Genomic DNA, 21181 nt, shown 5'->3' with positions numbered 1-21181 from the left:
TTTTGAAGTCAACCATTCCTCCATTATTGCTTCGCTGTTTATGATATAATAAACAAAAATTAGTGGTAAACTTTTAGGTGATAAAAACATGGTAGAACAAACAAAAGATCAATTATCCGCCTTCCATTATCATATGCTCGATTTTTTATTAACCAAATCTGAAAAAGTCACATTCACCGACTCTTTAATATGGCTGACTTCGGCTATTCAAACCTATTTTTCATCCCTTAGTGTTTCGCTTGCACCGGCACCATCTGACTCTGCGGCAAAACTGGCAGATGATGAAGTGCGTTTTTCTGCTTCGAAAATAGACGCTTCATTTTATATGATTGAGGACGGATCAGGCAGGCGCTTTCATCTTACATGCAGGCAGGATGGAGCGATTCCTGAAAGGCTTCCGGACGTGGTTTCATCATTTTTAAACCAGTCAATGAAACAGGAAAGACTCTATATCAAAACGATCTATCAAAAAAAGATATACAAAATGACAGAGCTGTTCCATTCACTGCTTGACCAGACAGAGGTGCTGAAGCAGCTTTTAGAAAGCTTAACCCGCACGTTTTCTCTGTTTGAGTTTTCTTTATTTATATCGCACGATCAAGATCAATGTTTAGGCGTTCCTGCAAAAGAGTTGTATATGGAAGGGGAAAAATCGGATTCCTTTGCGTTAAAAGTGTATTTGTCCGGGGATATTTTACGGAAAAATGAATCTGCCGCCTATATTCCGATAAAAGGCCAGCAGGGAACATACGGTGTGTTGAAGGCTGAGGGAACGGGTGACAGTTTTCTTACTGATGCCTACCTTGATGAAATGTCACTGATAGCAAACGCGGCGGGAAAAGCGTTTGAAAATGCCCAGCTCTATGAACAATCCAAAACAAGCATTGCAAATTTGGAATTGATCAATGAAACGTCACGCCGCCTGAATCAGCGTCTGACGTTGGAGGATACGATGAATGACCTGGCTGTGAGAATGGCCGAATCGTTTCAAGCGGAAGAAGTCGGTTTTTTTCATATAGACCATTTTGAAAACCAAGCATTGCTTCCCGGAAGCACAGCGTTCTTTAAAGAAGCGAAGTCATCTGATTTCTTTAACGAAATAAAAGAAAAGCTGGATGAAGGTGAAAAAGGGATTTTCATTGGAAATGGCCAGTCTGTGTTCGGAAAGGCCGGCTACGGCTCACTGATGGCGGTTCCAATGATTGAAAACGACGAACTTTTAGGGTTTGCCATTTTATTGAAACGGGAAATGTACGCTTTTACATTTGAAATGTACAAGCTGTTTCAGGCGCTGATTCATCACGCAACGCTTGCTGTGACCAACTCAATGCTTCGCGACCGACTTGAGCATCTCGTGATAACAGATCAGCTGACTGAGCTGTATTCTCGAGTGTATTTAGATGAAAAAATTCAATACAGTATGAAAATTAACCAAAAAGGTGTCTTTATTCTTGTTGATATTGATAATTTCAAGAATGTAAATGATACGTACGGCCATCAGACTGGAGACGAGATTTTAATTCAAGTCGCTTCGGTGATTAAAAGCAACATCCGAAAGCATGATGTCGGCGCCCGGTGGGGAGGCGAGGAGCTGGCGATTTATTTGCCGAATGTGACGGTTGCGGTGGGAAAACGGATTACTGAGAGACTGGTTTATGCGGTCAGAAAAAACACGAAACCCGCGGTGACCATTTCATGCGGTATCTCCTGCTGGTCGGCAGAAACAAGAAAGTCCCTGAAAGAGCTTGTGCATGAGGCTGATGAAGCGCTCTACAGCGCGAAGCGAAACGGAAAAAACCGCTTAGTGATTCACGAGTCAATAGAATGAAAAAAACCCAAAACAGAGAATTGTTTTGGGTTTTTCTATTACTTCGCTAACGCTTTTTCAAGCGTTTCGGCAAACTGTGATAAATACTGTTCGTCGATTTCGTCGAAACGGTTTTTCACTGGGCTGTCGATGTCTAAGACGCCGACAACTTTTCCGCCTACATGAATCGGAAGCACAATTTCTGATTGAGATGCTGCATCGCAGGCGATGTGTCCCGGAAACGCATGAACGTCCTCAACACGCTCCACTTTTCCGTTTGCATATGCTGTGCCGCAAACGCCTCTGCCGAAAGGAATCCGAACACATGCCGGCAGACCTTGGAACGGCCCTAACACAAGCTGTCCGTCCTCTTCTTTGGCAAAATAAAAACCCGCCCAGTTGACTTCAGGCAAAGAATGATAAAGGAGAGCTGAGGCATTTGCATAGTTTGCAATTTGGTCTGTTTCGTCTTCGGTCATGGCTTCGAGCTGTTTTAGCAGAAGCTGATAGTCTTTTTCTTTATCTCCAGATTGTTTTTCGACATGGAACATGGAAAACCCTCACTTTTTCTATAATATAAAACAAAGTTCCGGCTTTTCTGCCGGCATTTGTCGATAAGTTCTTACAGGAACAGCGGCCTTCCGCTTGAATACTATCAAGAGGAAGGAGTGAGCCGTATGAAAGTAAGCACCAAAGACAAAATTATTGAATCTGCTGTCATGCTCTTTAACCAAAAAGGATTTTCTGGCACGTCTGTCCGTGAAATCGCAAAGTCAGCTGATGTAAATGTTGCGCACATCTCCTACTATTTTAAAGGCAAAGGAGGTTTGATGGAACACTTAGTTTCAGAGTTTTACGAAGGCTACAGCAAAACGCTTGAAACAGCGGCAGGCAATGTCTCTTCTCAAAGCACGCAGGAACAGCTTCTCCAATTGGTTTTCGATATTTTATCCTATCAGCATAATCATCGTCAATTAACTCGTTTTGTCTACCGGGAAGTCACGATTGACTCCACATTAAACAGGGAAATTATGTCGACATATCTAATGAAGGAAAAGTATATCTTCCAGCTGATCATTGAGGAAGGAGAAAAACAGCGTGAACATTTAACGCTGCCGCTGCCTCATTTTATCCTCCAATTAAAATCTCTCTTAATGATGCCCTATCTCCAGCCTCAATATATTTCAGAAGTGCTCTACATGCAGCCGCACGAGCCGTACTTTTATAAAATGTATTTTGAAGAAATCAAAATTTGGATCAAGAGCGTCTTCCGGACAGGAGACGTGGCGCTTATCAATTAGCAGCGCTCCAAAAACGCCTCATACGCGTATCCGACATCTCCCGCTTGATGGGCATCAGACCCGAACACAAGCGGGATCTTCTTTTGCTTCGCTTCATTCAGCATCCAATCCTCGATGTAAATGCCGCCTGCGTACGTTTTTCTTAAGCCGGAAGTATTGAAGTCGAGCTCCATCCCGTTTTCTTCAATGGCACTCAGGCACTTAGAAACGAGGCCGCGAATATGTTCAGGCATGCTGTATGGAAACAGTTTGATGAATTTTTGGACGAGTGTGATGTGACCGACTCTTTTTGGCTTATAGCCGCCGAGAGATGCTACAATAGAAGAATAGATGCTGCGGTAATACTGTTCGTACACAGCTTCAATGCTTCCGCAGGCTGAAATCAGCTCTTTAAAGGTATGCTCATCATAATCAAGGCATACATAGGAAGAACCTGTGCGCAAAAAATGAACGGATAGGATGCTGTCATCTAAATAAGATCCGTATGTGTCCAGAAATAATTTGATTTCATCTTCAAATTCAGCAATATAATCGACCTCAAGCCCCGTCCGTATGGTAAGCTGTCCGTGATATTCTTTTTTTAACCGGGATATTTCATTGATATAGCTTTCCAAAGAGGCTTGCGCCATCGCGCTGTCTTTCAGCGGCGTGGGATCAGTAAAAGAGGGAGGCAATGGGGCGTGTTCGGTAAACGTAATCGATTCGAAGCCTTTTTTTAAGGCTTCTTCTGCATATTGTCTGAGTGTGTCATTTGAGCCGTGAGGGCAAAATGGTGTGTGAATATGTCCGTCTCGCTTTTGCATTGGCGTCACCCCGTGAAAAAATAGTCAAATCCTGCCGATTTTGCACAAAAAGTTTTTGATTTCTGCTCAAAAAATGTTGGTTACATGGTATCATAATAACAATGAAAACGACAGTTTTTCTCAATACATATCCTGAAATCTTTCTGAATAAATAAAACACCCTGACAGATTAAGGTTAACAGCAAGGGGGCTCATTATGGAGTTTGTCATTGGATTATTAATTGTACTGCTTGCGCTGTTTGCGGCAGGCTACTTTTTCAGGAAAAAAATCTACGCCGAAATCGACCGGCTGGAATCGTGGAAAATCGAAATTCTAAACCGGTCGATTGTGGAAGAAATGTCCAAAATTAAACATTTAAAAATGACGGGTCAGACAGAAGAGTTCTTTGAGAAGTGGCGTGAAGAATGGGATGAGATTGTCACTGCCCACATGCCGAAAGTTGAAGAGCTCCTTTATGATGCCGAGGAAAATGCAGACAAATACCGGTTTAAGAAGGCCAATCAAGTGCTCGTTCATATTGACGACCTGCTGACAGCGGCGGAATCGAGCATTGAAAAGATTCTTCGGGAAATCAGCGATCTCGTCACTAGTGAGGAAAAGAGCCGTGAAGAGATTGAACAGGTGAGAGAGCGTTATTCCAAATCGCGAAAAAACCTGCTGGCATACAGCCACCTTTACGGAGAGCTTTATGACAGTCTTGAAAAGGATCTTGACGAAATTTGGAGCGGAATCAAACAATATGAAGAAGAAACAGAAGGCGGAAACTATATTACCGCACGAAAAGTGCTGCTTGAGCAGGAGCGGAATCTTGATCGGCTTCAGTCATATATAGATGACGTGCCGAAGCTGTTAGCAGACTGCAAGCAGACGGTGCCCGGCCAGATTGCAAAGCTCAAGGACGGCTATCGCGAAATGAAAGAGAAAGGATATAAGCTTGAGCATATCCAGCTAGATAAGGAATTAGAAAATCTGTCAAATCAGTTGAAACGGGTGGAGCATGTCTTGATGACTGAGCTGGATATTGATGAAGCGTCCGCAATCCTGCAGCTTATCGACGAAAATATTCAATCTGTTTATCAGCAGCTGGAGGGCGAAGTTGAAGCCGGCCAATCTGTGCTAAGCAAAATGCCTGAATTGATCATTGCTTATGAGAAGCTGAAAGAAGAGAAAGAGCATACAAAGGCGGAAACTGAGCTGGTCAAGGAAAGCTACAGGCTGACAGCTGGCGAGCTAGGCAAACAGCAGGCATTTGAAAAACGCCTTGATGAAATTGGCAAGCTGCTCTCATCCGTTAAAGATAAGCTTGATGCAGAGCACGTCGCCTACTCACTTTTAGTAGAAGAAGTTGCTTCAGTAGAGAAACAGATTGAAGAAGTCAAAAAAGAGCATGACGAATTTCGTGAAAAGCTGCAAGCGCTGAGAAAAGAAGAGCTTCAGGCGAGAGAGACGCTCAGCAATTTGAAAAAAACAATTTCTGAGACAGCAAGACTGCTGAAGACAAGCAACATTCCAGGCATTCCGAGCCATATTCAAGAGATGCTGGAAAACGCGCACCATCATATTCAAGAAACAGTCACACAACTAAACGAACTTCCATTAAATATGGAAGAAGCCGGAGCCCATTTGAAGCAAGCAGAAGATATCGTCAACAGGGCAAGCCGGGAATCAGAGGAGCTTATCGAGCAGGTTGTCCTCATTGAAAAAATCATTCAGTTCGGAAACCGGTTCAGAAGCCAGAATCATATTTTATCTGAACAGCTGAAAGAAGCGGAAAGACGATTTTATGAATATGATTACAGTGAAGCGTATGAAATAGCGGCAGCCGCAGTTGAAAAAGCCGCACCAGGTGCTGTCCAAAAAATAGAATCGCAAAAAACAAAAGAGCATCAATATCAATAAAGTGTATATAAAAGGCCGACGCATACATGCTCGGCTTTTTATATGTATTCAGAATATAAAAAAGCCTTATTGGATGTGGATCCAATAAGGCTTTTTTGTTTTTACTAGTTGATATTAGCTGGTTTTTTATTTGAACCGGTAACAAGAGAAATCAGATAACCGGCAATGCCTCCAATGATGGCGGGGATGACCCAGCCAAATCCTAAGCTGTAAAGCGGGAGTGACTGACCGAGAACTTTATTTAAAGAACCAAGCGGAATGCTTGCGGCGTTCAGGCCATCGATAATACTAAAAATACCAGTTGCGATCAAACAGAGAATATATACTTCACGTCTGCCTTTAAATGATTTTTCAATAAATGAAAGCAGAATGATAACAATTGCTAACGGATAAATAGCTGATAAAATAGGAACTGAGAACAAAATGATATTTGACAGCCCAAAGTTAGAAATAACAAAGCTGAACACAGTGACAATCGTTACAACGGCTTTATAAGATAAAGAAGGAATCAGCTTTGAGAAATAATTTCCGCATGAAGAGACAAGGCCAATGCTTGTCGTCAAGCATGCGAATAGGATAGCGACGCCTAAAATGATATTTCCTAATGATCCGAACAGGTGCTGTGAAGATTCTGATAAAATTTTGCTTCCTGCACCAAGGAGTCCTACAGAATCTGTGCTTGTTGCTCCTAAATAGGCGAGTGAGACGTAAACCAGACCGAGTCCCGCTGCTGCAACAAGTCCCGCTTTAATACATACAGAAGCAACTGATTTACGGCTGGTGATGCCTCTGTCCTTAACAGCATTGACAACGACAATTCCGAACACGATAGAAGCAAGTGCATCCATTGTTTTATAGCCTTCTAAAAATCCTTTAAACACTGATCCGGAAGCATACGCTTCAAGCGGCGACCGAATGTCTCCCATCGGCGTTACGATGCTTTTGATGACTAATATAGCAATAACAGCAAGCAAAATAGGTGTTAAAACTTTTCCAATACGGTCAACAAGCTTTGTAGGATTTAAAGCCAGATAGTACGTAATAGCGAAAAAAATAAATGTGAAAACAAGCAGTGCGAGCCAAGAAGGTATCCCGCTTACAAACGGTACAGCGGCAATTTCATAAGATACTGTGCCTGTTCGCGGAATCGCGAACAGCGGTCCGATTGTTAAATAAAGAACGACTGTAAAAATTGTTCCAAAGACCGGATGTGCTTTATCAGCAAGGCCTTTGGCATCCGTCCCTGTTAAAGCGACGGCTACAACACCTAAAAGCGGCAGGCCGACACCCGTCACGAGAAAGCCGGTCATCGCTTTCCAAACATTTTCCCCGGCTGCTTGTCCAAGTTCCGGCGGAAATATCATATTTCCTGCGCCAAAGAATAAAGCAAAGAGCATAAGCCCGATCGCGATCGTTTCCTTGGCTGATAGTGATGATTTCATAATGTATAAATCCTCCTAATTTCACTATGGTAGAATATTCTGTCAATTAATTGTCAGATAATATGACGAAAGTAACAAATCTAATTATAGGTGAATGTATGAAGAAGTCAATAGTAATTTTATTTACTTTTTCAACAGTAATTTGTTATGGTAACATATAAAATTAGTTTTGTATCGCTTTCATATTAAAGGAGTAAAATGATGTTATATTTAGACAATAGTTCAACGACGAAACCTTACGATGAAGTCTTGAACACATATGAACAGACAAGCAGCCGATATTTCGGCAATCCTTCATCTTTGCACCGATATGGAGCCGAAACGGAACAGCTACTTCAGGCAGCCAAAAATCAAATGAAAAGGTCCTTAGGCCTAAAAAAATATGATATTGTATTTACGTCAGGCGCTACAGAAGCTAATAATTTGGCTTTAAAAGGGGCCGCTTTGTCAAAAATAAAAGCAGGCAAACATATCATTGCCACTTCTATCGAACATCCGTCTGTTACGGAATCGTTAGAACAGCTGACTGAGTTATTCGGATTTGACATCACTTATCTTTCAGTAAATGAAGACGGATTTGTTTCAATAGAAGAACTGAAACAAGCCATCCGTCCTGATACTGTGCTTGTCAGCATGATGCATGTGAATAATGAAGTCGGTTCCGTCCAGCCCATTGAAGAGGCAGGGGAAGTGCTGAAAGAGCACCCGAACATTTTATTTCACGTCGATTATGTGCAGGGCATCTATAAAGTGCCCTTGGCGATTGAAAAAGCCGGCATTGACCTTTGTTCGATTTCCGGACATAAATTTCACGGCTTGAAGGGGACAGGCGCGCTTATCGTAAAAGAAGGAACACGCCTTATTCCGCTGATAACGGGGGGCTCTCAGCAAAAAGGCATTCGGGCCGGAACGGAGCATACTGCGGGTGCGGTTTCGCTTGCCAAAGCCATTAATCTTGCCGCTGCTGATTTTGAAACAAGGCTTGACACGATGGCTGCCGCAAAGGAATTGTTTATAAAAAGACTGAGTGAAACCGAAGGCGTCGTTGTCAACACGCCTCAAATCAATTCTGCGCCGCACATTATTAATTTCTCTGTCCCAGGGATTAAAGCAGAAGTGCTATTACACATGCTTGAGGAACAGAATATATTCGTCTCAACGACATCAGCCTGCTCGGCAAAAGAGCATAAGCCCAGCCAAGTTCTTTTGCAGATGGGCAAGGGAGAGCAAATTGCCGGAAGCAGCATCAGAATCAGCTTAAATTACAGCCAGACAAGCGAAGTGGCAGACCCGTTTATGAACGCGCTTGTCCCCGGCATCAAAAAATTAAAGAAAATGATGAGGTAGAACATGAATTACGATCATATATTAATTCGTTTTGGGGAGATATCGACCAAAGGCAAAAACAGAAAAAGCTTTATTGAGCGCTTAAAGCAAAACGTCAGACTCGTTTTGAAAGACTATCCGAACTTAAAATACTTTTCCAATCGGGACCGCATGACGATTACATTAAATGGAGAAGATCCAGAGGCTCTTTTCCCTCATTTGAAGCAGGTATTTGGCATTCAAAGCTTTAGCCTGGCGATTAAGTGTGACAGCCGCCTGGACGATATTAAAGCTACTGCTCTGCAGGCTATCGAGGACCAGTATCAGCCTGGTGATACGTTTAAAGTCGTGACGAAGAGAGCGTATAAACAATTTGAATTAGATACAAATCAAATGAACGCTGAAATCGGCGGCCATATTTTGCGGCATACAGAAGGATTGACGGTCGATGTCCGCAACCCTGACATCCCGCTCAGAATCGAAATCAGGGAGGAAGCGACCTTTTTGACGATTCGCGATGAAAAAGGTGCAGGCGGCCTGCCGGTTGGTTCAGCAGGCAAAGCGATGCTGATGCTTTCCGGAGGCTTTGACAGCCCTGTGGCGGGTTTTTATGCGATGAAACGGGGATTGTCGGTAGAAGCTGTCCATTTCTTCAGCCCGCCATACACAAGTGAGCGCGCAAAACAAAAGGTAATGGATCTGGCAAAATGCCTGTCCCATTTTGGGGGGAGCATGACGCTTCATATCGTACCGTTTACAAAAACGCAAGAGCTCATCCAAAAACAAATACCTGAAAACTACACAATGACGGCAACCCGACGCCTCATGCTTCAAATTGCCGACAGAATCAGAGAAAAGAGAAACGGGCTTGCCATCATTACGGGGGAAAGTCTCGGTCAGGTAGCGAGCCAAACACTTGAAAGCATGTATGCGATTAATGCGGTGACATCAACACCGATTTTGCGTCCGTTAATCGGTATGGATAAAACAGACATCATCGAAAAATCACGGGAAATCGGCACATATGAGACAAGCATTCAGCCGTTTGAAGACTGCTGCACGATCTTTACGCCGCCAAGTCCGAAAACACGCCCTAAAAAAGAAAAAATCGAACACTTTGAAAGCTTTGTTGATTTTGAGCCGTATATTCAAGAAGCGGTTGATAACATTGAAACCATGACGCTGTATAGTGAACAAGAAGCAAACGATAAATTCGCGGAACTCTTTTAAACCAGATTCAGCTCCTGTATACAATTACCAAAGTTTTTCTGAATGAAGCCATGTGTTTTAACACATTCTATACTCACAAGGAGGTGAGACACATGGCACAAAACAGTCAAAACGGTAACAGCAGTAACCAACTTCTAGTACCAGGAGCTGCTCAAGCAATCGACCAAATGAAATTAGAAATCGCTTCTGAATTCGGTGTAAACCTTGGAGCAGACACAACTTCTCGCGCTAACGGTTCTGTTGGAGGAGAGATCACAAAACGTCTTGTATCTTTTGCTCAACAAAACATGGGCGGAGGACAATTCTAATTTACAATTTCAAATAATGGCTTAGGAGTGGGGGTATCCCCACTCTTTTTCGTTTTTTACATATAAAAAAGGACCAGCGGCCTATAAAAACCTATGTTTACAGAGGTTGTTTTTAGGCATATCCTTACGGAAAGAGCCTGTATTTATGTATAATGGGTGGAGAAAGTGAGGAGTTGTTCGTGTTAAAACGAGAAGATTTAATTGCCCCTATGCAATATAATTTAGTGAATGAAATGGAAAAGTTCAGTGCCGCTGGACAAAAAACCGCCCTTTTGTGGGAGGATGAGTCTGGCAAGCAAGCATCTTGGTCTTATGAAAAGCTGATGGAAGAAACAAATAAAATCGGAGCGGCTTTGGCTGACCTTGGATTTAAAAAGGGAGACAAGCTGATTGTAATGGTTCCGCGGGTGCTTGAAGCCTATGCTGTTTATTTGGCTATCCTGAAATCAGGAATGGTTGTCATTCCATGCTCAGAAATGCTTCGTGCCAAAGATCTTGAATATCGTATTGAACATGCAGAAGTGAAAGGCGCCATCGTCTATTCTGCATTTATCGGCGCTTTCCGTGATGTCAGTATGGCTGACAAATTGATAAAGCTGTCTATTGGCGAAAACGATGCAGGCTGGCAAAATCTATTATCGATTGAAGCGGATGGAAGCCAATTCAAAACAGCTGACACAACAAGAGAAGATATGGCTTTCCTATCTTACACATCCGGAACAACAGGTCAGCCTAAAGGTGTTGTACATACACACGGTTGGGCATTTGCTCATTTAAAAACATCTGCCGGCGCTTGGCTTGATATTTCTGAAAAGGATATCGTCTGGGCGACTGCTGCCCCAGGATGGCAAAAGTGGGTGTGGAGCCCGTTTTTAGCGGTGCTCGGAAGCGGAGCAACGGGTTTTGTGTACCATGGCAGATTCAAAGCAGAAAAATATTTAGAGCTTTTAAACCGCTACAAAATCAATGTCTTCTGCTGTACTCCGACGGAATACCGCTTAATGGCGAAGGTCGAAGGCTTAGACCGCTATGATCTTTCTGCCCTGCACAGCGCCGTTTCCGCAGGCGAACCGCTTAACCGTGAAGTCATTGATGTTTTCCAAAAGCACTTCGGCATTAAGGTGCGGGATGGATATGGCCAAACAGAAAGCACGCTTTTAGTCGGTGTCTTGAAAGATACGGATATTAAACCGGGAAGCATGGGAAAACCGACACCGGGAAATCAAGTGGAAATCATAAATGAAGACGGTGAAATTTGCAAACCTGGTGAGGTTGGCGATATCGCTGTTCACCTCAGCACGCCGGCGCTCTTTAAAGAATATTACAAAGATCCGGAAAGAATGAAAACACAAATTCGCGGCGATTATTTTCTGACAGGAGACAGAGCAAAAAAAGATGAGGAAGGTTACTTCTGGTTTGAAAGCCGAAATGACGACATCATTATCAGCTCCGGCTACACGATCGGGCCATTCGAAGTGGAAGACGCGCTCGTTAAGCACCCAGAAGTAAAAGAATGTGCTGTTGTCGCAAGCCCTGATGAAATCAGAGGCTCCATCGTTAAGGCGTATGTTGTCCTGCAAGATCATGAAAAACGCAGTGATGAGCTTGTCAAAATGCTGCAAAATCATGTGAAGACCATTACCGCTCCATACAAATATCCTAGAGAGATTGAATTTGTGGAAAGCCTCCCGAAAACGGCTTCTGCCAAAATCAGACGAGTGGAATTAAGAAGACGTGAAGAACAGCTCAAAGCCAATAAAAAGGCGTAAAGAAAGAGAGTGAACGTGAATGAAGGCGATATGGCACGGCGGTTTCATTTATACGATGCTCGAAGAAGGCGATCGGACAGAGGCAGTTTATGTTGAGGATGGTGTCATAAAAGGCACCGGCAGCTATGAATGCTTGAAGAAAAAGTACGGGTTCCCGGAAATAGAAGAAATCAACTTGAACGGAGCAGTAATGTTTCCCGGATTTGTCGACAGCCATTTACATTTGATCGGCCACGGCGAAAAACAGCTTCAGCTCGATCTGTCTGCATTGACTTCTAAAGAAGCTATCTTGCAGGCTGCGATGGAAAGAGAGCGGCAGCTTCCTGAGGGAGATTGGCTCATTGGAGAGGGCTGGAATGAAAATCAGTTTGAGACACCGGACTATTTGAATAAGCATGATTTAGATCACTTATTTCCGAACAGGCCCGTCTTGCTCAAGCGAATATGCCGTCATGCGATAGCCGTCAATTCTGCGGCTCTTCAAGCGGCAGGGATTTCAAGAAACACTCCTGACCCTGACGGCGGAGTCATTGTAAAAGATGGAAGTGGTGAGCCGACCGGGCTTCTGTTTGATAAGGCGCAGGATTTGATCCTAAAGGCTCTCCCGCCAGTCTCCCAGCACTATGTTGATAAGGCGCTTACGGCTGCAATAGAGGACTGCTGGTCAAAAGGCCTGACAGGCGGACATTCCGAAGACTTGTCCTATTATGGAGATGCTTCGGTGCCGCTGAATGCTTATGAGAAAGCTGCCGCCAGCGGAAAGTATCCGTTCCGCTGCCATTTGCTCGTTCATCACGAAGCGGTTGATCGATGGGAGCAGCTGGAGAAGCCGTCCGGTCCGTATGTGGAGTTTGGTGCGATGAAAATCTTTGCGGATGGGGCGCTTGGCGGGAGAACGGCTTTATTGAAAGAACCATATCATGATGATCCATCCACTAATGGTGTTCAGGTTCATGATGATGAAACTCTTGGACGGCTCATTCAAAAAGCGAGAGATAAAGGCATGGAGGTTGCGGTTCACGCAATCGGCGATCTTGCTTTTGAAAAAGTGCTGAACGCAATAGAAAAGCACCCGCCTAAAAACGGCCGGCATGATCGGCTGATTCATGCACAAGTGCTGAATGACGAATTAATTGAAAAAGCGGCACGCATGCCGATCGCACTTGATCTTCAGCCGCATTTCGTCGCCAGCGATTTTCCGTGGGTCATTGACCGTCTCGGAAAAGACCGGATGAACACAGCCTTTGCGTGGAAAACGCTCAAGTCTAAGGGCATTTTATGCGCGGGCGGCTCAGACGCCCCGATTGAGCCTGTTGACCCGCTTCTTGGCATCCAGTCCGCGGTGCTCCGGAAAAGCAGCCATGAACAGAACGGGCCAAGCTATAATGAAAGCGAATGTTTAACAGTATTTGAAGCCATTAAGCTTTATACAGAAGGAAGCGCCGGGATCATTTATAAAGAGAAGTCACGCGGAAAAATCGCTGAAGGATATGACGCGGATTTTACGGTTCTCAGCGAGGATCCGTTTACAATTGACCCTGCACAGCTTCATCTTTTGGGCATTAAAAAAACCGTGATTAACGGCCAGATTGTATATGAAAATGAATAAAAGGACAGGCGGCAGCCTGTCCTTTTCATTTTCTATAAAAAAGTGCGCTTCACTTTCTCCCAAAATGAATTGTCCTTTAGTTTGACTGTTTTGATTTTCTTTTCAGACAATTTAATTTCAATCGTTTTAACATTTCTCGTGCTGAGTGCTTCATTGTCCAAGCCGATGATTGGGTGCTCATTTCCGTCTTGCACCACACGAAGGGTCAGCTTTCGGTCAGAGCTGAGGACAAATGGCGAGCCGAGTGTCCGGTAGGTGTTATTGTTAAGGGATGCAAGCTCAGAAACCTGCATGCATGGCAGCAGCGGATCAACAACCGCTCCTGCAACAGACTTGTTATATGCGGTGCTGCCTGTAGGGGTTGAGATAATCATGCCGTCCCCTCTAAACGTTTCAAAGTGCAGGTCGTCAATCAGCACGTCCATCACAAAGGTTTTAATAATGCTTGAACGGATGGAAACCTCGTTCAAGCAATGGAAAGGACTGGCGTTATCCACTGTCACTTCAATCAGCGGATATTTTCTGACTTCAATTTGTTCAAACGTCATCGCATCGACCATTTTTTCTCGCTCATCACTATGAAAGTCGCAATATAAATGAGCTTTCCCCTTTTTGGCAATGCCGACGTACAAGCAGTCGTCACGGAAATTCGTTTTTCTGACTGCCTGCAAAAATGTGCCGTCCCCGCCAATGCTTGCGATAATATTGGCATCTGAGTGCTGATTGACAACCGTAAATCCATGCTCTTCAGCCAATTGGGTTAAAGAGCTGGCTTGTTCGTTTGTTTTCTGGTCCTGTTTGTGAAAAAAATAAACATTACGGCGTTGATCGGTCATATCCCATTTCCCCTTTGCTGTCATATTTAAGTTTTTCTGCCATCCAGTATTTGTGATAAAATACCTTTGGCCATAAGTGTACCACGTTTGCCGGCAGCCCGTTAAGCCGGAGCTTTCTCATCAAATGAAACATTTTTCATATTGAATCGTATAATGAGAGAGTTTGGGAAAAAGGAGGAGAAAAAAATGAATGCAAAAAGATGGATCGCATTAGTGATTGCGCTGGGGATTTTCGGCGTGTCCATCATCGTCAGCATCTCAATGAGTTTCTTTGAAAGCGTCAAAGGCGCTCAAACGGATCTCACATCACTGACGGATGAATCGCAGGAAAAGACGCTGGAAAACGGCAGTCTCTCAAGTAAAATTGCCGTATTGGAGGTCAGCGGCACCATTCAGGATAATGGAGATTCAAGCAGTCTGCTCGGTTCAGACGGATATAACCACAGAACGTTCTTAAAAAACCTTGAGCGTGCAAAAGAGGACAAAACGGTCAAAGGCATCGTTCTGAAGGTGAATTCTCCGGGCGGCGGAGTATATGAAAGTGCTGAAATACATAAGAAGCTGGAAGAAATCAAGAAAGAAACAAAAAAACCGATTTATGTGTCGATGGGATCGATGGCAGCATCCGGCGGCTATTACATCTCAACAGCCGCTGATAAAATTTTTGCAACGCCGGAAACCCTGACCGGGTCACTCGGCGTCATTATGGAAAGCGTCAATTATTCAAAGCTTGCTGATAAGCTCGGCATTTCTTTTGAAACAATTAAGAGCGGTGCCCATAAGGATATTATGTCTCCTTCCCGTGAGATGACGAAAGAAGAAAAGAACATCATGCAATCCATGGTTGATAATTCGTATGAAGGCTTTGTTGATGTCATTTCCGAGGGCCGCGGCATGTCAAAAGCAGAGGTAAAGAAAATTGCGGATGGGCGCGTGTATGACGGACGGCAGGCGAAAAAGCTAAAACTCGTTGATGAGCTTGGTTTTTATGACGATACCATTTCAGCGATGAAAAAGGATCATAAGGATTTAAAAAATGCCTCTGTCATTTCTTATGAGGAAAGCTTCGGATTAGGCTCGCTGTTTTCCATGGGCGCGAACAAAATGTTTAAAAGTGAAATTGATTTTCTGAATATGAGAGAAATTCTTTCACAATCCGGTTCGCCGAGAATGATGTATCTCTATGCGAAGTAGGAGGGATCAATAATGGATGCGACATTTGAAGAGTTAGAGCGAAATGACATCAAAGGCCCGCAAGAAGAAGCGGAGCGGCTGACACACGCCTATGCCGGCTTTTGGGTTCGTTTCTGGGCTTTCCTGCTTGATTGGCTCGTTGTATGGGGATTAAACCATGTACTTGTTTCTCCCCTCTTTACCGTATTGGATCTGCCGAAGACATCCGGCATGTTTACCTTCTCGGCCTACAGTGTGACAACGCTTGTTGTTTATCTTGCCTACTTTGCCTTAATGACAAAGTTCTTCAGGCAGACACTTGGAAAAATGGTGTTCGGCCTCAAAGTGGTTTCTGTGAAACCGGATCGCAAGCTGACATGGAGCACAGTGATTTTTCGAGAAGTAGTCGGACGGTATATTGATAAGATTTGGATTTTATATATCGTCGTTGCTTTTTCGCCCACAAAGCAGGGGATTCATGATTACATTGCGGATACGACTGTGGTGCATGAAAAATTATACCGTAAATAACTGATAAACCCGGACCTCGTCCGGGTTTATTTTTTTCTGAATTGGCGATAATGCTCTTAGAGGAAGTGAAGAATATGGTATATGTGCTGACAGCCATTCTTATTCTCATAGGGATCGTACTGCTTTTCAGAATGAAGATCCATGTCGCGATGGAGTATCTTCATGCCGATGATAATGACAAATTGACTTTGAAGATCACAACGCTGTTTGGCCTCATACGGATCAAAAAAACAATCCCGACGATTAAGTTGAACAAAGATGATGGAACTGTGGATATCAAACAAAAAACGGAATCCAAAATGAAAAAAAGCAGTAAAAAGAAGAAAATTACGCAAGGTGATGTACAGCAAAGCATTAATAAAATTGAAATGATTTTACATCAGGTCACCAGATTACGCAAAATCAGCGCGTCTTTTCTGGCGCATTTACATATCACAAAACTCGAATGGGTTACAGTTGTCGGAATTCAGGACGCGGCAGTAACAGGTGTGTTAACAGGTGCTGTATGGGGTGTGAAAGGCGGTATCGCCGCGATGCTTTACGATCATCTGGACTTTGTGAACAAACCCGTCTATGAAGTGATCCCATCATTTCAAGTCCCTGTTTCCAAGACCCATTTCCAGTGTATATTCTTTTTTCGCTTTGGACATGCTATGCTTGCAGCTTTCAAATTCGTCAAATACGGCCGGGAGCTATCCGTATTAAAGAAGAATCCGTCGGCTCGAATGACTTCAAAGAATGATTCATCAGTTTAAGGAGGAAGCGTATATGGCAGACCATCCCATCCAAGGTTTAATGAAAACCGCTATGGAAAACTTGAAGGAAATGATTGATGTTAACACCATCATCGGAGATCCGGTTGAAACGCCGGATGGAAGCGTGATTTTGACTGTTTCTAAAGTTGGATTCGGATTCGCCGCGGGCGGAAGCGAGTTTGGCGGGAAACCGGCAGAAAAGAAATCGGAAGACGATGAGACAAGAGAACAAAAACTTCCTTTCGGAGGCGGAAGCGGGGGCGGTGTGTCCATTACGCCGATCGCGTTTTTAATTGTCGGATCGACCGGCATCAGAATGCTTCATTTAGATGAAAACACCCATTTAATTGAGAAAATTTTAGACGCAGCCCCTCAAACACTTGAACGCATCCAGCAAATGTTCAAGAAAAATAATAAGAACCAAGGCCAAGGCCAAAATCAAAACCAAATGAACAATATGAATTACTAAAGAAGGTTAACTGCGCCGGCCGCAGTTAACTTTTTTTTGGCATAAACTTTGCAGTTTGCAAAAAACTTTACTATGATAGAGACATACATACAAAAGGGAGGAATTATAATGGCTGAAATTACATTTAAAGGCGGTCCGGTTACACTTGTCGGACAAGAAGTGAAAATAGGAGATCAAGCTCCTGATTTCACAGTGCTGACTAACAGCCTTGAAGAAAAATCGTTAGCTGATATGAAAGGAAAGGTAACGATTATTTCTGTTATCCCTTCAATTGATACAGGTGTTTGTGATGCGCAAACACGCCGTTTTAACGAAGAAGCTGCAAAGCTTGGAGATGTCAACGTCTACACAATCAGTGCAGACCTTCCATTTGCACAAGCTCGCTGGTGCGGCGCTAACGGAATTGACAAAGTGGAAACACTGTCTGACCACAGAGATATGTCATTTGGCGAAGCGTTCGGTGTGTATATTAAAGAACTTCGTTTGCTTGCGCGTTCCGTATTTGTCCTTGATGAGAACGGAAAAGTCGTTTACGCTGAATATGTAAGCGAAGCAACAAACCACCCGAACTATGAAAAGCCAATCGAGGCTGCCAAAGCATTAGTGAAGTAAGCAGGGAAAAAGCTCCAGGCTGCCGCCGGAGCTTTTTTTATGGCAAGGAGGAACACATATGCAAAAAGACCATGTAGGTGCGGTTTATGAGCTGTTAGACGAAGCCGCGATCATCATAAAGAATGAATGGAAAATTTCATATATAGAGGCACTGGCTGAAGCGGGAGAAATGTATTTTCTTGAAAAAACGGATCAGCTGAAATTGCCTGATGAGAAAAACAAACAGCTTCAGGCTCTGCTTGAAAAAGCGGAATTCGGCACGTATGAGCACGAGTGGGTGCGCAAAGCTTTTCAGCTTGCCGTCCTGAAAGGCCTGAAGGATATCTCTCATCCGAACAGACAAATGACGCCTGACACGATCGGGCTATTCATCAGTTATTTGGTGAATAAGTTTATGGCGGACAAAAAGGAACTGACGGTTCTTGATCCGGCTGTCGGAACGGGAAACCTTCTGTTTACCGTGCTGAACCAGCTGTCTGAAAAAACGGCGAACAGCTATGGCATTGAAATTGATGATGTGCTGCTGAAGATTGCGTATGCCCAAGCGAATCTTTTGAAAAAGGAGATTGAGCTTTTTCATCAGGATAGTCTTGAGCCGCTGTTTATCGATCCGGTTGACACGGTCATATGCGATCTGCCGGTCGGCTATTATCCGAATGACGAAGGGGCAGAAGCGTTTGAGCTCAAAGCGGACGAAGGCCATTCCTTCGCTCATCATCTGTTTATTGAACAGAGCGTCAAGCATACCAAACCGGGCGGCTACTTATTTTTTATGATCCCGAATCAGTTGTTTGAGAGCTCCCAAAGCGACAAGCTGAAACAGTTTTTCAAAGATAAGGTTCATATTAACGCCCTGTTGCAGCTGCCAAAATCCATTTTTAAAGACGAGGCTCATGCCAAAAGCATCCTTGTGCTCCAGAAAAAAGGAGATGAGACGAAAGCGCCGAGTCAAATTCTGCTTGCGAATCTTCCGTCTTTCTCCAATCAGAAGGCAATGCTTGATATGATGGCTCAATTGGATGAGTGGTTTACAAAAGAAAAATAGGTGTCGAATAGCAGCTTAAGCAGCCGTCGGAAGATGGATGCTTAAGCTGTTTTTATTGTGCGCGCAAAGAGCGGACTGACGAATTGAATCCTGCTTTGAAACACAAAATACAGAAAGAAAAACAACAAAATGTAAGCGTTAGTCAATACGAAAACGATAGGTAATATGTCTGAAAATAACGACTTCTTATTGTAAGCGTTATCAATACGCAAGTTGACTTGAAATGCCGACATGACAATGTTTAAATGGAAAAGTCAGATATTTTTCGGAGAAGATGAAGATATTCACCGGGAAAAAAGTACGAAAACGAAGTTGTTGATACAGAGTATAAAGGAGCGTCAATCATGTCCAAAATTATTGCAATTAACGCAGGAAGCTCGTCTTTGAAATTTCAGCTTTTCGAAATGCCTTCAGAAACCGTTTTAACGAAGGGGTTAGTTGAGCGAATTGGTATCGCTGACAGCGTATTCACAATTTCTGTAAACGGCGAAAAAAATACAGAAGTAACTGATATTCCGGATCATGCGGTAGCTGTTAAAATGCTGCTGAATAAGTTAACGGAATTCGGTATTATTAAGGATTTGAATGAAATTGACGGAATTGGCCACCGTGTCGTGCACGGCGGAGAAAAATTCAGCGATTCTGTTTTATTAACGGATGAAACCATTAAGGAAATTGAAAATATTTCTGAATTGGCACCGCTTCACAACCCGGCAAATATCGTTGGAATTAAAGCATTCAAAGAAGTGCTTCCAAATGTTCCTGCGGTTGCTGTTTTTGATACGGCATTCCACCAAACAATGCCTGAACAGTCTTACCTGTACAGCCTGCCGTATGAATACTATGAAAAATTCGGCATCCGTAAATACGGATTCCATGGCACTTCACATAAATATGTAACTGAGCGTGCGGCAGAGCTTCTCGGCCGTCCGTTAAAAGACTTACGCCTGATTTCCTGCCATCTTGGAAACGGCGCGAGTATTGCTGCTGTTGAAGGCGGAAAATCAATTGATACATCTATGGGCTTTACGCCGCTTGCCGGTGTTGCAATGGGTACACGCTCTGGAAACATCGACCCTGCCCTGATCCCATACATCATGGAGAAAACTGGCCAAACGGCTGACGAAGTACTGAATACATTAAACAAAAAAAGCGGTCTGCTCGGCATCTCCGGTTTCTCAAGCGATCTTCGTGACATCGTTGAAGCAACGAAAGAAGGAAATGAGCGTGCGGAAACTGCACTTGAAGTCTTCGCGAGCAGAATCCACAAATACATCGGTTCTTACGCTGCAAGAATGAGCGGCGTTGATGCGATCATCTTTACTGCCGGTATCGGTGAAAACAGTGTGGAAGTCAGAGAACGCGTCCTTCGCGGCTTAGAATTCATGGGCGTATACTGGGATCCTGCGCTTAATAACGTGCGCGGCGAGGAAGCTTTCATCAGCTATCCGCATTCTCCGGTAAAAGTCATGATCATTCCGACTGATGAAGAAGTCATGATTGCGCGTGACGTTGTCCGTTTAGCAAAATAAATCACATGAAAGCACATTCTCTTGAATGTGCTTTTTTGTTCATGCATGATAATGACAGACAGAAAACAAAAGAGGTGGGCCAATGAGTGTAGAAGAGCATAAACAAGAAGCTCCCAATATCGTTCGGTGCAAAGTGATCACAGTCAGTGACACGAGGACCGAAGAAACGGATAAAAGCGGCAAACTGATGATCTCGTTTTTAGAAGATGCAGGTCATCACATTGCTGCATATGAAATCGTAAAAGACGAAAAGGATGCTTTGCAGCGTGCTGTGCTTGCGGGCTGTGTGGATGAACATACAGACGCGGTACTTTTAAATGGGGGGACAGGCATAGCGAATCGGGATGTCACAATTGAAGCCATTACGCCGTTGTTTTCGAAAGAGCTGCCCGGCTTTGGGGAAATATTCAGGATGCTGAGTTATACAGAGGATATCGGCTCTGCCGCAATCATGTCGAGAGCCGTTGCAGGCGTTATCCAGCATACAGCTGTTTTCTCAACGCCTGGCTCAAGCGGCGCGGTAAAGCTGGCAATGAATAAGCTGATTATCCCCGAACTTGCACATGTGGTCAGAGAAATCAGAAAAGACAAGTAAATGTATAAATACTACGAAACTTCACCAGAAAATTTAGGTGGAGTTTTTTTTATAAAAGGCTTGAAAAAACGAAAAGTACTTGTTAAAGTGTATACATACAAAATGTATTTTTATTAAATATAATTTATTTTTATACAA

20 protein-coding genes are annotated in these 21181 nt (G+C 43.6%); 16 read left to right on the top strand and 4 right to left on the bottom strand.

The window, feature by feature from the left end; all coding sequences use genetic code 11:
- The first annotated feature begins 88 nt into the window (after positions 1-88).
- Positions 89-1828 (top strand): diguanylate cyclase domain-containing protein, encoded by a 1740-nt coding sequence (locus EFK13_RS15080; RefSeq protein WP_129507907.1) that lies wholly within the window; start codon positions 89-91, stop codon positions 1826-1828.
- Between the two features lie 38 nt (positions 1829-1866).
- Here the strand turns inward: EFK13_RS15080 and EFK13_RS15075 are convergent, their stop codons facing one another.
- Complete coding sequence (locus EFK13_RS15075) at positions 1867-2358, bottom strand: GAF domain-containing protein (RefSeq protein WP_129507908.1); 492 nt, start codon at positions 2356-2358, stop codon at positions 1867-1869.
- Between the two features lie 126 nt (positions 2359-2484).
- Between EFK13_RS15075 and refZ the strand changes: the two genes are divergently transcribed.
- A complete protein-coding gene (gene refZ / locus EFK13_RS15070; protein ID WP_129507909.1) occupies positions 2485-3108 on the top strand; it encodes a transcriptional regulator RefZ in 624 nt (207 codons plus the stop codon).
- Here refZ and hisJ read toward each other — a convergent pair.
- On the bottom strand, positions 3105-3911 hold the full coding sequence (gene hisJ, locus EFK13_RS15065) for a histidinol-phosphatase HisJ (protein WP_129507910.1): 807 nt from the start codon (positions 3909-3911) through the stop codon (positions 3105-3107). The genes refZ and hisJ overlap by 4 nt on opposite strands.
- Before the next feature lie 196 nt (positions 3912-4107).
- On the opposite strand from hisJ, the gene ezrA reads away from it, so the two are divergent.
- The gene (ezrA, locus tag EFK13_RS15060) at positions 4108-5811 is read left to right on the top strand and encodes a septation ring formation regulator EzrA (protein WP_129507911.1); all 1704 of its coding nucleotides are present in this window, start codon (positions 4108-4110) and stop codon (positions 5809-5811) included.
- 104 nt (positions 5812-5915) lie between these two features.
- Here the strand turns inward: ezrA and brnQ are convergent, their stop codons facing one another.
- A complete protein-coding gene (gene brnQ, locus EFK13_RS15055) occupies positions 5916-7253 on the bottom strand; it encodes a branched-chain amino acid transport system II carrier protein (protein WP_129507912.1) in 1338 nt (445 codons plus the stop codon).
- 201 nt (positions 7254-7454) lie between these two features.
- Here brnQ and EFK13_RS15050 point away from each other — a divergent pair, with 201 nt between their 5' ends.
- The 5 genes from EFK13_RS15050 to EFK13_RS15030 all read left to right on the top strand — a co-directional run bounded on the left by EFK13_RS15050 (position 7455) and on the right by EFK13_RS15030 (position 13495).
- On the top strand, positions 7455-8600 hold the full coding sequence (locus EFK13_RS15050; RefSeq protein ID WP_129508056.1) for a cysteine desulfurase family protein: 1146 nt from the start codon (positions 7455-7457) through the stop codon (positions 8598-8600).
- A gap of 3 nt (positions 8601-8603) precedes the next feature.
- The gene (gene thiI, locus EFK13_RS15045) at positions 8604-9809 is read left to right on the top strand and encodes a tRNA uracil 4-sulfurtransferase ThiI (protein ID WP_129507913.1); all 1206 of its coding nucleotides are present in this window, start codon (positions 8604-8606) and stop codon (positions 9807-9809) included.
- Between the two features lie 92 nt (positions 9810-9901).
- Positions 9902-10117 (top strand): alpha/beta-type small acid-soluble spore protein, encoded by a 216-nt coding sequence (locus EFK13_RS15040; RefSeq protein WP_010329658.1) that lies wholly within the window; start codon positions 9902-9904, stop codon positions 10115-10117.
- 179 nt (positions 10118-10296) lie between these two features.
- Positions 10297-11886 (top strand): acyl-CoA synthetase MbcS, encoded by a 1590-nt coding sequence (gene mbcS / locus EFK13_RS15035; protein WP_129507914.1) that lies wholly within the window; start codon positions 10297-10299, stop codon positions 11884-11886.
- 19 nt (positions 11887-11905) lie between these two features.
- Positions 11906-13495 (top strand): amidohydrolase, encoded by a 1590-nt coding sequence (locus tag EFK13_RS15030; RefSeq protein WP_129507915.1) that lies wholly within the window; start codon positions 11906-11908, stop codon positions 13493-13495.
- Between the two features lie 32 nt (positions 13496-13527).
- Here the strand turns inward: EFK13_RS15030 and EFK13_RS15025 are convergent, their stop codons facing one another.
- Positions 13528-14331, bottom strand: a complete 804-nt coding sequence (locus EFK13_RS15025; RefSeq protein WP_129507916.1) for an NAD kinase — start codon at positions 14329-14331, stop codon at positions 13528-13530.
- Positions 14332-14517: 186 nt separating this feature from the next.
- Between EFK13_RS15025 and sppA the strand changes: the two genes are divergently transcribed.
- From sppA to EFK13_RS14985, 8 genes are all read left to right on the top strand, one after another.
- On the top strand, positions 14518-15525 hold the full coding sequence (gene sppA / locus EFK13_RS15020; RefSeq protein ID WP_075747804.1) for a signal peptide peptidase SppA: 1008 nt from the start codon (positions 14518-14520) through the stop codon (positions 15523-15525).
- 12 nt (positions 15526-15537) lie between these two features.
- Complete coding sequence (locus EFK13_RS15015) at positions 15538-16035, top strand: RDD family protein (protein ID WP_129507917.1); 498 nt, start codon at positions 15538-15540, stop codon at positions 16033-16035.
- Positions 16036-16109: 74 nt separating this feature from the next.
- Complete coding sequence (locus tag EFK13_RS15010; protein WP_129508057.1) at positions 16110-16790, top strand: DUF2953 domain-containing protein; 681 nt, start codon at positions 16110-16112, stop codon at positions 16788-16790.
- Between the two features lie 13 nt (positions 16791-16803).
- Entirely contained in the window at positions 16804-17259 is a 456-nt protein-coding gene (ytfJ, locus tag EFK13_RS15005) for a GerW family sporulation protein (RefSeq protein ID WP_003223504.1), read from the top strand.
- A 108-nt stretch (positions 17260-17367) separates the two neighbouring features.
- Complete coding sequence (gene tpx / locus EFK13_RS15000) at positions 17368-17871, top strand: thiol peroxidase (protein WP_129507918.1); 504 nt, start codon at positions 17368-17370, stop codon at positions 17869-17871.
- A 58-nt stretch (positions 17872-17929) separates the two neighbouring features.
- The gene (locus EFK13_RS14995; RefSeq protein ID WP_129507919.1) at positions 17930-18916 is read left to right on the top strand and encodes a class I SAM-dependent methyltransferase; all 987 of its coding nucleotides are present in this window, start codon (positions 17930-17932) and stop codon (positions 18914-18916) included.
- A 344-nt stretch (positions 18917-19260) separates the two neighbouring features.
- Positions 19261-20448, top strand: a complete 1188-nt coding sequence (locus tag EFK13_RS14990) for an acetate kinase (RefSeq protein ID WP_129507920.1) — start codon at positions 19261-19263, stop codon at positions 20446-20448.
- Between the two features lie 82 nt (positions 20449-20530).
- Positions 20531-21043, top strand: coding sequence for a MogA/MoaB family molybdenum cofactor biosynthesis protein (locus EFK13_RS14985; protein WP_129507921.1), 513 nt, complete (start codon positions 20531-20533; stop codon positions 21041-21043).
- Positions 21044-21181: the final 138 nt, after the last annotated feature.

The sequence above is a fragment of the Bacillus cabrialesii genome, assembly GCF_004124315.2.
Classification (GTDB): Bacteria; Bacillota; Bacilli; order Bacillales; family Bacillaceae; genus Bacillus; species Bacillus cabrialesii.
The sequence above is the reverse complement of the archived record's forward strand: the minus strand, read 5'-3'. Positions and strand labels throughout refer to the sequence as shown.

Bases quoted from the DNA above. Each gene is read 5' to 3' on its own strand.
- EFK13_RS14985 (WP_129507921.1), top strand. From the start codon at position 20,531: ATGAGTGTAGAAGAGCATAAACAAGAAGCTCCCAATATCGTTCGGTGC.
- EFK13_RS15010 (WP_129508057.1), top strand. From the start codon at position 16,110: ATGGTATATGTGCTGACAGCCATTCTTATTCTCATAGGGATCGTACTG.
- EFK13_RS15075 (WP_129507908.1), bottom strand. From the start codon at position 2,358: ATGTTCCATGTCGAAAAACAATCTGGAGATAAAGAAAAAGACTATCAG.
- EFK13_RS15025 (WP_129507916.1), bottom strand. From the start codon at position 14,331: ATGACCGATCAACGCCGTAATGTTTATTTTTTTCACAAACAGGACCAG.
- EFK13_RS15030 (WP_129507915.1), top strand. From the start codon at position 11,906: ATGAAGGCGATATGGCACGGCGGTTTCATTTATACGATGCTCGAAGAA.
- EFK13_RS14990 (WP_129507920.1), top strand. From the start codon at position 19,261: ATGTCCAAAATTATTGCAATTAACGCAGGAAGCTCGTCTTTGAAATTT.
- sppA (WP_075747804.1), top strand. From the start codon at position 14,518: ATGAATGCAAAAAGATGGATCGCATTAGTGATTGCGCTGGGGATTTTC.
- brnQ (WP_129507912.1), bottom strand. From the start codon at position 7,253: ATGAAATCATCACTATCAGCCAAGGAAACGATCGCGATCGGGCTTATG.
- EFK13_RS15040 (WP_010329658.1), top strand. From the start codon at position 9,902: ATGGCACAAAACAGTCAAAACGGTAACAGCAGTAACCAACTTCTAGTA.
- EFK13_RS15015 (WP_129507917.1), top strand. From the start codon at position 15,538: ATGGATGCGACATTTGAAGAGTTAGAGCGAAATGACATCAAAGGCCCG.
- refZ (WP_129507909.1), top strand. From the start codon at position 2,485: ATGAAAGTAAGCACCAAAGACAAAATTATTGAATCTGCTGTCATGCTC.
- tpx (WP_129507918.1), top strand. From the start codon at position 17,368: ATGGCTGAAATTACATTTAAAGGCGGTCCGGTTACACTTGTCGGACAA.
- ezrA (WP_129507911.1), top strand. From the start codon at position 4,108: ATGGAGTTTGTCATTGGATTATTAATTGTACTGCTTGCGCTGTTTGCG.
- EFK13_RS15050 (WP_129508056.1), top strand. From the start codon at position 7,455: ATGTTATATTTAGACAATAGTTCAACGACGAAACCTTACGATGAAGTC.
- thiI (WP_129507913.1), top strand. From the start codon at position 8,604: ATGAATTACGATCATATATTAATTCGTTTTGGGGAGATATCGACCAAA.
- EFK13_RS15080 (WP_129507907.1), top strand. From the start codon at position 89: ATGGTAGAACAAACAAAAGATCAATTATCCGCCTTCCATTATCATATG.
- EFK13_RS14995 (WP_129507919.1), top strand. From the start codon at position 17,930: ATGCAAAAAGACCATGTAGGTGCGGTTTATGAGCTGTTAGACGAAGCC.
- hisJ (WP_129507910.1), bottom strand. From the start codon at position 3,911: ATGCAAAAGCGAGACGGACATATTCACACACCATTTTGCCCTCACGGC.
- ytfJ (WP_003223504.1), top strand. From the start codon at position 16,804: ATGGCAGACCATCCCATCCAAGGTTTAATGAAAACCGCTATGGAAAAC.